15 protein-coding genes are annotated in these 13920 nt (G+C 64.8%); all 15 read left to right on the top strand.

What is annotated here, in order from left to right:
• A partial coding sequence (gene rsgA, locus JHD67_RS19185; RefSeq protein ID WP_199100780.1) for a ribosome small subunit-dependent GTPase A occupies positions 1–964 on the top strand: 964 nt, incomplete at its 5' end.
• Positions 965–1038: 74 nt separating this feature from the next.
• Positions 1039–1518: a hypothetical protein gene (locus JHD67_RS19190; RefSeq protein WP_199100781.1), complete on the top strand. Its 480-nt coding sequence runs from the start codon at positions 1039–1041 to the stop codon at positions 1516–1518.
• Positions 1515–2789, top strand: coding sequence for a flavohemoglobin expression-modulating QEGLA motif protein (locus JHD67_RS19195; protein WP_199100782.1), 1275 nt, complete (start codon positions 1515–1517; stop codon positions 2787–2789). The genes JHD67_RS19190 and JHD67_RS19195 overlap by 4 nt, the downstream gene beginning before the upstream one ends.
• 143 nt (positions 2790–2932) lie before the next feature.
• Positions 2933–5224 carry an NADP-dependent malic enzyme gene (locus tag JHD67_RS19200; RefSeq protein WP_199100783.1) on the top strand — a complete coding sequence of 764 codons (2292 nt, stop codon included), beginning with the start codon at positions 2933–2935 and terminating at the stop codon, positions 5222–5224.
• Between the two features lie 581 nt (positions 5225–5805).
• Positions 5806–6144: a non-heme iron oxygenase ferredoxin subunit gene (locus JHD67_RS19205; RefSeq protein WP_199100784.1), complete on the top strand. Its 339-nt coding sequence runs from the start codon at positions 5806–5808 to the stop codon at positions 6142–6144.
• Complete coding sequence (locus tag JHD67_RS19210) at positions 6144–6449, top strand: recombinase-like helix-turn-helix domain-containing protein (protein ID WP_199100785.1); 306 nt, start codon at positions 6144–6146, stop codon at positions 6447–6449. The genes JHD67_RS19205 and JHD67_RS19210 overlap by 1 nt, the downstream gene beginning before the upstream one ends.
• A gap of 34 nt (positions 6450–6483) precedes the next feature.
• The gene (locus tag JHD67_RS19215) at positions 6484–7527 is read left to right on the top strand and encodes a Rieske 2Fe-2S domain-containing protein (RefSeq protein ID WP_233172088.1); all 1044 of its coding nucleotides are present in this window, start codon (positions 6484–6486) and stop codon (positions 7525–7527) included.
• On the top strand, positions 7524–8285 hold the full coding sequence (locus JHD67_RS19220) for an SDR family oxidoreductase (RefSeq protein WP_199100786.1): 762 nt from the start codon (positions 7524–7526) through the stop codon (positions 8283–8285). The genes JHD67_RS19215 and JHD67_RS19220 overlap by 4 nt, the downstream gene beginning before the upstream one ends.
• A gap of 94 nt (positions 8286–8379) precedes the next feature.
• The gene (locus JHD67_RS19225) at positions 8380–9324 is read left to right on the top strand and encodes a VOC family protein (protein WP_199100787.1); all 945 of its coding nucleotides are present in this window, start codon (positions 8380–8382) and stop codon (positions 9322–9324) included.
• Positions 9321–10529 (top strand): FAD-dependent oxidoreductase, encoded by a 1209-nt coding sequence (locus JHD67_RS19230; protein WP_199100788.1) that lies wholly within the window; start codon positions 9321–9323, stop codon positions 10527–10529. Before JHD67_RS19225 ends, JHD67_RS19230 begins: the two co-directional genes overlap by 4 nt.
• A gap of 58 nt (positions 10530–10587) precedes the next feature.
• Positions 10588–11109, top strand: a complete 522-nt coding sequence (locus JHD67_RS19235) for a cupin domain-containing protein (protein ID WP_199100789.1) — start codon at positions 10588–10590, stop codon at positions 11107–11109.
• A 27-nt stretch (positions 11110–11136) separates the two neighbouring features.
• Positions 11137–11976, top strand: coding sequence for an alpha/beta hydrolase (locus JHD67_RS19240; RefSeq protein WP_233172090.1), 840 nt, complete (start codon positions 11137–11139; stop codon positions 11974–11976).
• A complete protein-coding gene (locus JHD67_RS19245) occupies positions 11973–12767 on the top strand; it encodes an SDR family oxidoreductase (protein ID WP_199100792.1) in 795 nt (264 codons plus the stop codon). The genes JHD67_RS19240 and JHD67_RS19245 overlap by 4 nt, the downstream gene beginning before the upstream one ends.
• A 38-nt stretch (positions 12768–12805) precedes the next feature.
• Positions 12806–13597, top strand: a complete 792-nt coding sequence (locus JHD67_RS19250; RefSeq protein ID WP_199100794.1) for an aspartate dehydrogenase — start codon at positions 12806–12808, stop codon at positions 13595–13597.
• Positions 13594–13920, top strand: a 327-nt coding sequence (locus JHD67_RS19255; RefSeq protein ID WP_199100795.1) for an aldehyde dehydrogenase family protein, incomplete at its 3' end; no start/stop codon positions are given. The genes JHD67_RS19250 and JHD67_RS19255, both read left to right, overlap by 4 nt.

A 13920-nucleotide genomic window follows, 5' to 3' on the forward strand; every position in this document is an offset into this window, starting at 1 on the left:
GGCACAGCACCGCGCCGGCTATGAACTGCACGACGGCGAGCAGCTGTTCGGCGCGCAGCCTGCCGGGCAGTTCCTCAAGCGCAACCTGGACCCGGCCGAGCGGCCGGCGGTGGGCGACTTCGTGGAAGTGGAGTCAGGCAAGCCGCCGCATATCGTCAAGGTCATGCCCCGGCGCACGGTGCTGTCGCGGGCCGCCGCGGGTGAGCGTTACGAGCGCCAGCTCATCGCCACCAATATCGATTACGTGCTGGTGCTCACCGGGCTGGACGGGGATTTCAACCCCGCCCGCATCGAGCGCTACCTCTCCTTGACCGAAGGTTCCGGGGCCCAGCCGGTGGTGTTGCTCAGCAAGCTGGACACGCGAGCAGATGCCGCCGAATTGCTCGCGGCCCTGCGCGCGCGCCTGCCCGAGGGCACGCCCATCCATGCCATCAATGGCAAGGACCCGGCCACGGTGGCGCCGTTGCTGCCCTACCTGCAGCCTGGCGACAGTGCCGTGCTGGTGGGTTCGTCCGGTGCGGGCAAATCCACCTTGACCAACACTTTGCTGGGCACCGAGAAGATGGCGACCAAGGCTGTGCGCGGGCACGACAGCCGTGGCCGCCACACCACGACCTATCGCGCGCTGCTGCAATTGCCCAGCGGCGGTTGCCTGATCGACACGCCGGGCATGCGCGAGCTCAAGCTTACGGGCGAAGAGAACCTCGACCTGTTTGCCGATATCGACGCGTTGGCCGCGGAGTGCCGCTTCGCCGATTGCGGTCACGGCAGCGAGCCGGGCTGCGCCGTGCAGGCCGCGCTGAGCAGCGGCGAGCTGTCGGCGGAGCGCTGGCGCAATTATCTGAAGCTGCGCGACGAGCGCGAGGAGCAGGCCACCACGTTGGAGGCCAAGCTGCGGCGTCAGCGTGGCGGTCGTCCGGCGGAGCGGCCGCACGGGCACAAGCATTCGCGAGATTTCAAATAGCCGGCGGCGCAGCCGGCAAGAAGCACTATCATCGGGCCGGATCATCAGGCCGAGGCGGGCTCCGGGGAGCGGTCATGCAGCGACTGTCGTCGCGTTCGACGTTTTTCTACAAGCGTGTATTTCCGGTGTTCTGGTTCGGCTTCATCGCGCTGGCCACGGCGGTGACCGTCGGCACCGCGCTAGGCCCGCAACGGGCGCAGGCGTGGCCCGCCATGGCGGCGCCGGGGGTGCTGATCATCGTGGGCTATGTGATCTTCAAGCGGCTGATCTTCGATCTGGTCGATGAGGTGTGGCTGGAGGGCGATCAGTTGCTCGTGACCAACCGTGGCGAGCAGACGCGCGTGCCGTTGTCGAACGTGATGAACGTCAATGCCAGCGTGATGACCAACCCGCCGCGTATCACCCTGATGTTGCGCAATGAATCCTCGCGCCTGGGCAAAACGGTGAGTTTCATGCCGGCCGGGCCGCGTGGCCTGCTCAATGGGTTCAAGCCCGACCCCATCGCCACGGACCTGATTCAGCGCATCGACGCCCTGCGCCAGAGGCCTGCATGAGTACGATCGATCCCGGCCTTTCGCCGGAACTGCGCCGCTACGCCGAACTCGACCAGCGTCTGCTGGCGGCGGTACGAGGCATTCGCATCCTGCCCACGGTGGCCTGGCCGGCCTCTCTGGAAGATCGCATGATCGCGGCCTATGCCAAGGGCCAGTTCACGCTGCCCGAGGTGAACTATCACGCACCGGATCTCTCCGCCGAACGCGCCGAGTTGATGGTGATCGAACGCGAGGCCGGTTACGACGACCCGCTCGGCGAATACCTCAGTCGCACGGCGGAATCCTGGCGGATTGCCGCCGAAATGCTCGAAGCCGTGGGCACCAGCGCGGTGACCGCGCCTTCCATCGTGTTGTATGGGCGACCGGGCGACCTGATTCCCGGCAGCGACCGCAGCAATCTCGACGCGGCGCGCTACTTCGTGGAGCTTTCCGACGAGTTGGGCTCGGACCTGCTGGCCGACGATGACATCGTCAACATCCCGGCCGACCAGTTGCGCGACGACCTCAGCCATACGCTGGACGCCTTCTTCGGCGTCGGTCGCATCGCGGTGGAAGTGGACCCCGAGCTCACTGCCAAGGCCGCGGCCGGCGCCACCCGCATCCGCCTGCGCGGGGGCACCACCTTCAGCGAATACGATCGACACCAATTGCTGGCGCACGAAGCGTTTGTGCATTCGCTGACCGCACTCAATGGCCGCGCCCAGCCGGTGTTGGCGTCGCTGGGGCGTACCTCGCCGCGCGTCACCGCCACGCAGGAGGGGCTGGCCGTGTTTGCCGAGTTGATGTCCGGTGCCATCGACATCTCCCGCCTCAAGCGCATCAGTCTGCGCATCCTGGCCATCGATATGGCGCTCAACGGTGCCGACTTCGTCGAGGTCTACCAGTTCTTCAGCAATTGCGGGCAGAGCCCGGCCGACAGCTTCCATTCCGCCCAGCGCGTGTTTCGCGGCGTGCCGCTGCAGGGTGGCGCGGCCTTCGCCAAGGACAATGTGTACCTGTCGGGCCTGCTCACCGTGCACACGTTCTTCCGCTGGGCCCTGCGGCAGCGGCGCATGGATATGCTGCGGCATTTGTTCGCAGGCAAGCTGGCCTTGCACGACGTGATCAGCCTGCAGCCGCATTTCGAGTCGGGCACGATCCTCCCGCCGCGCTGGCTGCCGCCGTGGATGCAGCATGCGCACGGGCTGGCCGGCAAGCTGGCTTTCTCCTTGTTCGTCAACCGCATCCACATGGGCAAGGTGCAGGCCGAGGCGCTCTCGTTGAGCTTGTAGCGCATCGCTGTCACGGACAAGGTGAACAATGGCGCCTCCATGCTGCGGCGCATCGTCGGGAGTGCGCGTCTTGGGGTGCTACCATTCGGTGATAGCCGCTTGGCGGCCCCTTTTTCCCCACCTCATTCGATCGACCCAAGCCCATGGCCCTTCCCGAAGAATTGCGCCTCGCCGCTCTCGAGTACCACCGCTTTCCGACGCCCGGCAAGATCAAGGTCTCCGCGACCAAGCCCATGGTGACCCAGCGCGATCTGTCGCTGGCTTACTCGCCTGGCGTGGCTTATGCCTGTGAAGCCATCGTGGAAGACCCCAACGTCGCCAGCGAAGTCACCGCGCGCGGCAACCTGGTGGCGGTGATCACCAACGGCACCGCCGTGCTCGGCCTGGGCGACATCGGCCCGCTGGCCGGCAAGCCGGTGATGGAAGGCAAGGGTGTGCTGTTCCAGAAGTTCGCCGGCATCGACGTGTTCGATATCGAGATCAACGAGCGCGACCCCGACAAGCTGGTCGACATCATCGCTTCGCTCGAACCGACCTTCGGCGGCATCAACCTGGAAGACATCAAGGCGCCGGAGTGCTTCATCGTGGAGCGCAAGCTGCGCGAGCGCATGAAGATCCCGGTGTTCCACGATGACCAGCACGGCACCGCGATCATCGTGGGCGCCGCCATCGTCAATGCGCTGGAAGTGGTCGGCAAGAAGATCGAGAACGTGCGCCTGGCCACCACCGGTGTGGGCGCCGCCGGCATCGCCTGCCTGGACATGCTGGTAGCGCTGGGCCTCAAGCCCGAGAACATTCTGGCGTTCGATCGCGATGGCGTGCTCTACAACGGCCGCGACCAGTTGGACCCGGACAAGCAGCGCTATGCGCGCGACACCGACAAGCGCACGCTGGCCGAGATCGTGGCCGGTGCGGACGTGTTCCTCGGCCTGTCGGCCGGCGGCATCCTCAAGCCGGAGATGGTCGCCAGCATGGCGGACAAGCCCGTCATCCTGGCGTTGGCCAATCCCAATCCGGAAATTTCCCCGGAAGACGCCAAGAGGGTGCGCCCGGACTGCATCATCGCCACGGGCCGTTCGGATTACCCCAACCAGGTCAACAACGCGCTGTGCTTCCCGTACATCTTCCGCGGTGCGCTGGACGTGGGCGCCACCGGTATCAATGAGGCGATGAAGACCGCCTGCGTGCGGGCCATCGCCCAGCTCGCCCGTATGGAAGCCGGTGACCTCGCCAGCGCCTACGGTGGCGATATCCCGACCTTTGGCCCGGAGTACCTGATCCCGCGTCCGTTCGATCCGCGCCTGCTGGTGATGCTGGCTCCGGCCGTGGCGCAGGCCGCCATGGATTCCGGCGTCGCCACGCGTCCGATCGTGGACATGGACGTATACAAGGAAAAGCTCGGCCAGTTCATCTACCGCACCGGCTTGCTGATGAAGCCGGTGTATGAGCGCGCGCGCGCCGATCGCAAGCGTGTGGTCTACGCCGAAGGCGAGGAAGAGACCGTGCTGCGCGCGGTGCAGACGGTGATCGACGAGCGCCTCGCGTTCCCGGTCCTGATCGGCCGTCCTAGCGTCATCGAAACGCGCGTCCAGCGTCTGGGCCTGCGTATGCGCGAAGGCGTGGATTACGAAATCACCAATATCGATGACGATCCGCGCTTCAACGAGTACTGGCAGCAATACCACGCCCTCACCGAGCGTCGCGGCGTGAGCCCGGCGGCAGCCAAGAATCTCATGCGTTCGCGCCCCACGCTGATCGCTTCACTGATGGTGGAGCGCGGCGAAGCCGACGCGATGATCTGCGGCCTGGTCGGTCGCTTCCACAAGAAGCTGGGCTACATGCGCAGCGTGTTCGGGCTGGACCCGGGCGTGAGTTGCACCTCGGCCATGACGGGCGTGATCAACGACCAGGGCGCGTGGTTCTTCCTGGATACGCACGTGCAGTGCGACCCCACCGCCGAACAGATCGCCGAAGCCACGCTGCAGGCCAGTTATCGCCTCAAGCTGTTCGGTATCGAGCCCAAGATCGCGCTGCTCTCGCACTCCAACTACGGCAGCCATGACAACCCGAGCGCAGCCAAGATGCGCAAGGTGTGGCAGATCCTCAAGCAGCGGGCGCCCAAGCTGGATATGGACGGTGAAATGCAGGCCGATACCGCGTGGGATGAAACCCTACGCCAGCGCATGTTCCCCAACACCACGCTCACCGGCCGCGCCAACCTGTTCGTGATGCCCAACCTGGACGCCGCCAACATCACCTACAACATGGTGCGTGTCATGACCGATGGCGTGGCGATTGGCCCGATTCTGATGGGCGTGAACAAGCCGGCACACATCCTTACGCCGGCCGCTACGCCGCGCCGAGTGGTGAATATGACCGCCATCGCAGCGGTGGATGCGCAGATTCGCCAGGCGCAGAACGACAAACGCAGCTGACCTGGCGGCGTCGCCGCCGCCATCAAAGCGAGACGAAACGGGGCCCTTGTGGCCCCGTTTTCTTTGGCCACACACCAGCGGCCCGGGGCATCCTCCCCGTGGCACTCCGCCGGTGCCGGTGTTGCCTTTCTTCAGAACGAAGGTGCCGCCGACGGCGCTTTCGGATGGCTGCCGCAGGTATGCACTATGCCCTGTGTCAGTCGCCTGGGGGTTCGGTGACGTCGTGATCGTTGACCACGGACTCCGTGGGCGCCCACGCGCGCTAGTCATTCACTGACGCTCCGGGCGAGCGTGGCCGCCGGTTGCTCGCCCCCGATATCACGCAAATACGGCATGGCGATGCCGTGCCGGGGCAGGGGAACGGCTGCGGCGGGTGTGGCTTTCGCTGATAGCGCGGCGCGTGCTCCCTTAGGGCGCCCACGTAGGTTTCCGTTGATACCGATCGCTCGCCAAAGCCTCAAACGAGCGTTGACACTTTATCGCCGCACGGCGACTTTCACTGAACCGGTGCTTCACAAATGGACGTCCGAACGTTCGTAAGGTGAGGCGTCGCATTCACCAAGAAAGTGGAAGGTGTGCGTATGCAATGGCAGACCCTGTGTGTCACCTCGCAAGTGCGCGATGACTATCCCTTTGGCGCCAAGGTGGCGGATCGGGATGTTGGCGTATTCCTGGTCGATGGCGAGTATTTTGCGATCGAGAACATTTGTCCCCACGCCTATGCCTTGCTGAGCCAGGGGTTCGTGGAGGATGGCAAGGTCGAGTGCCCGCTGCACGAGGCCGTTTTCGATATTCGTACCGGCGCCTGCCTGCGCGAACCCGGCGGCCGCAACCTGCGGACCTACCCGCTGCGCGTGCAGGGCGACGAGATTCAGATCGATCTTTCCGCGCTCGTCGGTCATGTGGCGGAGCCAGCGTGATGATGGACAACGCATTCAATCCAAAGCTCACGGTGTGGGCACGCCACCAGCCTAGCGCGGAGCCAGGCGCGGGCGACATCGAAGTCCCTGGCACCTATCAGAACCTCACCTGGCAAACCCGCTCCGCGGTGCCCGGCGAATACGAGATCGCCCTGGTCGAAGCCATCGAGTTCGCCTTTGAACAGGGTGATGTCGAACTGGCGGACGTTGTGGCGCGCTTGAACGCCATCGGCATGCGCGACCACGCCGGCCACGCGTGGAGCGAGGCGTCCTTTCGCAATGAAATGGCCACGCTTGGTCACTGAAGCGCAGCAGACCATCGCAGGGAGAGGTAAAAGTATGGAAGGCAAGATGGATGTTCGCGACTATCTGCGTCGCGGTTTGCGGGATCTGTGGTACCCGGTGGTCGCTAGCTGGGAAGTCGGCAGCGCACCGCTGGGCATTACCCGATTGGGCGAGCACATCGTGTTGTGGCGCGATACGACGGGGCAGGTGCATGCCCTGGAGGACCGCTGCCCGCATCGCGGCGCACGGCTTTCGATGGGCTGGAACCTGGGCGATCGCGTTGCCTGCTGGTACCACGGCGTGGAAGTGGGTGGCGACGGTGTGGTCAAGGACGTCCCCGCGGTCAACGCTTGCCCCTTGGTGGGCTCCAAGTGCCTGCGTTCCTACCTCGTGCAAGAGAAGCACGGCGCCATCTTCCTCTACTTCGCGGCCGACGCCGATAACGTGCCGCCGCCGTTCGAGCTCCCTCTTGAGCTTGAGGATACCGAGCAGTACAGCCATTTTCTGTGTACCGCCGAGTGGAAGTGCGGCTACGAGTCGGCCATCGACAATGTGATGGACCCGATGCACGGTGCTTACCTGCATGCTGCGTCGCACTCGATGGCAGAGGGCGAACGCAGCGCCGAGATGCAGATCGTGCCGACCGCCACGGGTTTCGTCTTCGAGAAGACCAAGCAGCGCGGCGTGAACTTCGACTGGGTCGAGTTTGGGCATTCCGGCGCGCTCTGGATGCGGCTTTCGATTCCCTATCGCAAGCAGTTTGGGCCGGGCGGTCCGTTCTGGATCATCGGCATGGTGGTGCCGGTCGACGATTCGCATTGCCGCGTCTTCTTCTGGCGCGCGCGCAAGGTGCAAGGCTGGCAGCGCGACGTATGGCGCTTCATGTACCGCACCCGCCTGGAGGCGCTGCATTGGGAAGTGCTTGAGCAGGATCGCAAGGTATTGGAAGGCCTGTCGCCCCATGCGCGCGATAACGAGTTCCTCTATGCGCACGATGCGGGTCTGGCCCGCGTACGGCGCATCATGCTGAGGATGGCGCTGTCCCAACTCGCAGCGCAGTCCGGTGCCGAGGCTGCCATGGCGGGCGCCACCGCATGATCGAGCAGGCTGGATTGCTGGCCGGGCAGCGGGTGCTGGTGACAGGTGCGGCACGCGGACTCGGGCGTAGCTTCGCCGAAGCCATCGCCAAGGCCGGTGCTCACGTGGTACTGGCCGATGTGCTCGATACCGGTGAGGCGCTGTCGCAGTTGCGCGCGCAATCGCTGCGCGTGGATGCGGTAAGCATCGATCTCAATGATCCGGTATCGGTCGAGCAGGCGGTGACGCAAGCCGCGGCGCTGATGGATGGCCTGGATGGCCTCGTCAATAACGCGGCGATCGCCACCGGTATCGGCGGCCCCTCCATGGAAGAACTGCAGCCGGAAACGTGGGATCGCGTCTTGCAGGTGAACGTGCGTGGCACGTGGCTGGTCTGCCGCGCCGCCGTGCCGTATCTGCGCAAGTCCGAACGCGGCAAGATCGTGATGCTGGCGTCGGATACCGCCCTCTGGGGCGCCCCCCGCTTGATGGCCTATGTGGCCAGCAAGGGGGCGGTGCTGGCGATGACGCGTTCGATGGCGCGCGAACTGGGCGCCGATGGCATTTGCGTCAACGCCATTGCACCAGGGCTGACCCAGTGCGAGGCGACCGAGTACGTGCCGATCGAACGTCACCGCCTGTACGAACAAGGGCGCGCCTTGTCGCGCGCGCAGGTTCCCTCGGACATCGACGGCAGCGTCCTCTATCTACTGTCTTCGCTGGCGGATTTCGTAACGGGCCAAACGCTGCCGGTCAACGGCGGCTTCGTATTCAACTAAAACGGTGGACGCTCGCGTGACGACGCCGGCAGCGATGCCGTGCTCGAGCGAGCGCCTCGTACTGAATGCCGTCAGGCATGGAGAGGTGAGCGACATGGACATACTCGGCATTGAGGAATTTGAATACGGCGTGGCCGATGTCGATCAGTGCGCGCGCTTCTTGGCCGAGTTTGGTTTGAGGCCGCTGGTCGACGACAACCTGCCGACCGATGCACGGGCGTTCGAAACACTCAGTGGCGATCGCGTCACGCTCCATCCCATGGACGATGCGCGCCTTCCGCCCGCCTTCGAGTCCGGTTCCACGCTGCGCCGTGTCACCTGGGCGGTAGCCTCCCGCGCCGCGCTGGAGCGTCTGGCCGGCGCCGTGTCCAACGAACCGGGCTTTGTCTTGGAGAAGGATGGACTGTCGTGTCGTGATCCCAATGGCATGACCTTGCGCTTTCGGCTGAGTCGGCGACGCGAGGTGAAGCTGGAGGTGGCGCCCATCAACCAATGGGGCGATGCGCGGCGCATCGATCAACCTAGCCCCGTCTATGAGCGGGCCGCGCCGATCGGAATCGGGCACGCGGTGTTCTTTGTGGAGAAGCTGGGCGACGTCGAAGCGTTCTATCGCGAGAAGCTCGGCTTTCACGTGTCCGACCGCTATGTGAACAAGGGCGTGTTCCTGCGCGCGTCGGCGCGTGCCGGCCACCACAACCTGTTCCTGTTGCATGTGCCGGGCAAGCCGCGCGGACTTAACCATGTCGCCTTTACCGTGCGCGATATCCATGAGGTGTTTGGCGGCGGCCTGGCCATGAGCCGTGGTGGCTGGCCGACCTTTCTCGGTCCAGGGCGTCACCCGATCTCATCGGCCTATTTCTGGTACGTGCGCAGCCCCTTGGGCGGGGCATTCGAGTTCTACACCAATGAAGATCAACTCACCGAAGCCTGGCGACCGCGTGAGTTGGAACATTCGGTGGAGTCCTTCACCGAATGGGCCGTGGAGGGGGGCATTGATGCCACCACCCGCCGGCAGCGCCGCGACGAGGTGCCCGCATGAATCCGGATATCCGCCGCATCGTTATCGTGGGCGGTGGCCAGGCAGGCGGGTGGGCAGCGAAGACCCTGCGCGATCTCGGCTATAGCCAGCACATCAGCGTAGTGACCGATGAGGATCACGACTTCTACGAGCGTCCGCCGCTATCGAAGGAAGTGCTCGCGGGAACCATGAAGCCGGAAGATCTCCATCTGTTCTCGGCGGAGGCGGTGCAGGCCTTGAACATTGAATGGCATCGGCCGTGCCGCGCCGTTGCCATTGATCGCACAGCACAGCGGCTGCACCTGGCCAATGAGCGCAACCTGGCCTATGACCGCCTGCTGATCGCCACGGGCAGTCGCCCTCGCTGGCCCAATCCTGCGTGGGCGGCCATGGATGGCGTGATGGTGCTGCGCACGGTTTCCGATGCCCTCGCGCTGCGCGAGCGTCTGCAGGGTGCGCGACGATTGGCGGTTATCGGTGGCGGTTGGATCGGTCTGGAAGTCGCGGCGCTCGCACGTGCCGCAGGCATCGCGGTGGTGGTCTACGAACGGGCGGAGCAGTTGTGTGGGCGCAATATCGGCGGCGAAGTCGCCCATCATCTGGCCGACCTGCATGCCGGCCACGGGGTCGAATTGAAGTTAGCGTGCGGTGAGCTGGAGCTGTCGCGGCGAGGCGGGCACACGCATGTTTCCGTCGCAGATGGCAGCTTGCCTTACGACTTGGTGCTGGTGGGCGCGGGTGCGCAACTGAACGTCGAGCTGGCGCAGGCGGCGGGCCTGGCCGTGGATGGTGGCATTGTGGTCGACGGTGCCGGTTGCACCAGCGATCCGAACATTTTTGCCGCAGGCGACGTCGCCGTGCATCCAGTACACCGGCTGTGCGTGCAGTCCTGGTCCAATGCGTACAACCAGGGTATGACCACCGCGCGCGGCATGCTGGGCTTGCCCGCCGACTATGCCGACGTTCCTTGGCTTTGGTCAGACCAATATGGTGTGAACGTGCAGATCCTTGGCCTGCGTTCGCCCGAGTCCCGCTGCGTGCGTCGCTCAACGGGAAACGCGTCGGCCGTTTACTTCTATCTCGACGGTGAGTCGCGCCTTTGCCAGATGGTGTCGTTCGGCGATGCGCGCGCCATCAAGTTGGGCCGGCGCTGGATGGCCCGGGAGCAGGTGCTGGACGAAGCCGTCTTGGCCGATCCGCAATTTGACCTGATGGCGCTGCGTTGAGCGCCCCAACGACGTGTGGGCGCCATGTGTGCGGCCCGAATTAACTCAGGAGAACTCGATGAACCCGCAGAACGCGAGCAGCACGCTCCAGCACGGCACCAACCTCGCCGGACGCATGAATAAGCGCATCGCGCGCTACCAGACGCGAAGCTACGACTGGGACGCACTGAAGTTCCAGGCGGATTTCGACCCAAAGTATCGGCGTGCCCAGATGCGCTACATGGGCACTGGCGGCACCGGCATCAGCAAGGACGAGAACACCGTTCCTGCGGACAGCTTCACCTTTTCGACCATGGTGCTCCCCCCGCAGTGCGAAGGGCCATTGCACGTGCATGCGGATGTCGAAGAGGTGTTTTTTATCTTGCGTGGAAAGATCCTGCTCACGTTGGAGCAGGACGGCGAGAGCTTTGAAACGGAGCTTAACGAGCGCGACCTGATCTCGATTCCGCCGGGCATCTACCGGGGCTTGTTCAATCACGGGCAGGAAGAGGCATTGATGTGCGTGATGCTGGGGTCACCCAAGCCGCAGGTGCCGACGTACCCGCCCGAACACCCGCTGTCCAAGATCAAGCGCGGCTGACGGTCGATGAGCGAGCAGGTGTCATCCATGCAAGTGCTGGCCTGGGAGCCGCGTGAGGTGAGGGTGCATGGACAGCGCCTTGCCTATCGGGAAGGTGGGCAGGGCCCGGTGGTGGTGCTGTTGCATGGCATCAGCTCCGGTGCCGCCTCCTGGAGGATGAGCGCATCCCTGCTGGCGCGCAGCTATCGTGTGGTGGCGTGGGACGCGCCGGGCTATGGAAAAAGCGACGATCTTGCCGACCCCCGGCCATTGGCATCGGCGTACGCCGATGCCTTGGGTGACCTGCTCGATGCGCTGGATGTCGCGCAGTGCAGCCTGGTGGGGCATTCGCTGGGCGCCTTGATCGCCTCGGCCTACGCTGCCCAGCGTGCCGGATATGTCGATACCCTGGTGCTGGCTGATCCGGCACAAGGCTATGGATCGCGGAGTGACGACGAACGCGAGCGCGTTCGAGGGAAGCGGATCGAACTGTTCACCGCGTACGGTGCCGAGGGTTATGCGCAGCAACGCGCACCCGCGCTGCTTCATCCCGATGCCACGGCCGCCGCACTGGGTACAGTGCGCGAAGCGATGCGCCAGTTGCGTCCTCAGGGCTTCGCCCAGGCCAACTGGATGCTCGCCAACGACGACATCTGGCGCTACCTGCCCACACGGCGGCCCACCGCGGTGATTTGCGGCGACCAGGATGCCATCACCCCACCCGTGGAAGTACAGCGCCTCGCGCAACGACTTGGTGTGACCTGCACGCTGCTTTCTCATGCGGGGCATGCCAGCTATCTGGATGCACCGATCGCCTTTGCGGCTGCCGTGCGGGAGGCGCTGGCGCTGCAATCAAACCCATGCTCGTCGGTTGAGGTTCTTGGATGAAAGGAAGTTTTGAACAGCGTGTCGCGGTGGTTACCGGTGGCTCGTCCGGTATCGGGCTGGAAGCGGTGCGTTTGCTGCTGCGTAACGGCGCACGGGTTGCGCTGTGTGGCCGCGATGAAGCGCGCCTCGCGCGTGCAGTGGAGAGTTTGCAGGGTCTGGGTGACGAATCCGCCGTGCTGGCGCAACCCTGTGACGTGCTGGACAAGGCCTCCGTACAGGCCTTTGCCCATGCGGTCGAGGCGCGTTTCGGGCGCGTGGACTTCCTTATTGCCAACGCGGGGCAGGGGCGCGTGGCGAGCCTGGAGGAAACCCAGGACGAAGACTGGGTGAGCGAGACGCGGCTCAAGTTGATGGGCCTGTTGCATCCCTTGAAGGCCTTTCAGCCCATGCTGGAGCGCAGCGATTGTGCCTCCGTCACCTGTGTGAACTCCTTGCTTTCGCTGCAACCGGAGCCGCACATGATCGCGACGTCCGCCGCGCGTGCCGCCTTGTTGAATCTGACGCATTCGCTGGCCCAGGAACTGGTGCGCAAACGCATCCGGGTGAATTCCATCCTGCTTGGCATGGTGGAGTCGGGTCAGTGGCGCCGCCGGTTCGAACTGCGTAGCGACACTCAGCTCGACTGGACGGACTGGACGGCGCGTATCGCCGCCCAGCGCGGCATTCCCATGGGCCGCATGGGGCGGCCCGAAGAGGCGGCGCAGGCGCTGCTGTTCCTTGCCTCTCCGCTGGCGTCCTACACCACCGGTAGCTGCATTGATGTGTCGGGCGGCTTCAGCAGGCAGCTTTGACGGTGAACGAGCGACATCGCGTAAAGGAAGATCAAGTCGTGAAGCGAATCATGTTGGTGGGATACGGCGCCATGGCGCGCGAGATCGTGGCGCGTCTCCCTCAAGGGGTTGAGGTGGGTTGGATCCTGATCCCGAGCGAGCTATGCGCCCAACTGCGCGAGGAGCTGGGCGACACGCCGATCGATGTACGGGCCGGCATATCGGGTATGCAGGTTCGTCCCGATCTGGTGATTGAATGCGCAGGCCATGCGGCCTTGGCCCAGCACGGTGTGGCGGTACTGCAACGTGGCTGGCCCCTCGCGGTGGTTTCGGTGGGCGCGCTGGCGGACGCGGCATTGTTTGAGCGGCTGCGCGCAGCCGCCGACGAAAGCGGTGCACGCCTGACATTGCTGTCGGGTGCCATTGCCGGCATGGACGGCCTGGCCGCCGCACGTGAGGCGGGCCTGGACGAAGTGACCTATCAGTCGCGCAAGGCTCCACGTAGTTGGCGCGGCTCGGCGGCCGAGACGTTGGTGGATCTAGATGCGGTGACCGAGGCCACGGTGTTCTTTGAGGGAAGTGCCGGCGAGGCCGCCCGCCTGTTCCCGGCCAATGCCAACGTGGCGGCGACGATCGCCCTGAATGGCATCGGCATGGACGCCACGCGGGTGCAATTGATGGTGGATCCGAGCGCCAACCACAACACGCATCGCATCCGCGCCCGCGGCGCCTTCGGCGAGATGAATATCGAACTAGTGGGGCGCCCGCTGGAGCGCAATCCCAAGACATCGACCCTGGCCGCGCTCAGCGCCGTGCGTGCCTGTCGCCAGCTATTGGAGTGCGTGTCATGAGTGTGACGTCCTGGGTCGAAGATCGCATCTATGTCGGCGGACAATGGCGCAAAGGCCGCGGTGTACTGTCCGAATCGCTGTTTCCCGCCGATCAGAGCGTGAATGCGCGCATTCACGCCGCGGATGTGAGCGATGTCGAAGAAGCCGTCGATGCTGGCGAACGCGCGTGGCGCGCCAGTTCCTGGCGCGACCGCCTGCCCCATGAGCGAGCGGCGGTGCTGCATCGGGTCGCCGAACTCATTGCGGCACGTCGCGAAGACCTGGCGCGCCTGCAGACACGCGATAACGGCAAGCCGCTGGCGGAAACCCGCGCACTGGTGGAT

Origin of the sequence: Dyella sp. ASV21 (genome assembly GCF_016428975.1) — a bacterium.
In the GTDB taxonomy this organism is placed as follows: Bacteria; Pseudomonadota; Gammaproteobacteria; order Xanthomonadales; family Rhodanobacteraceae; genus Dyella.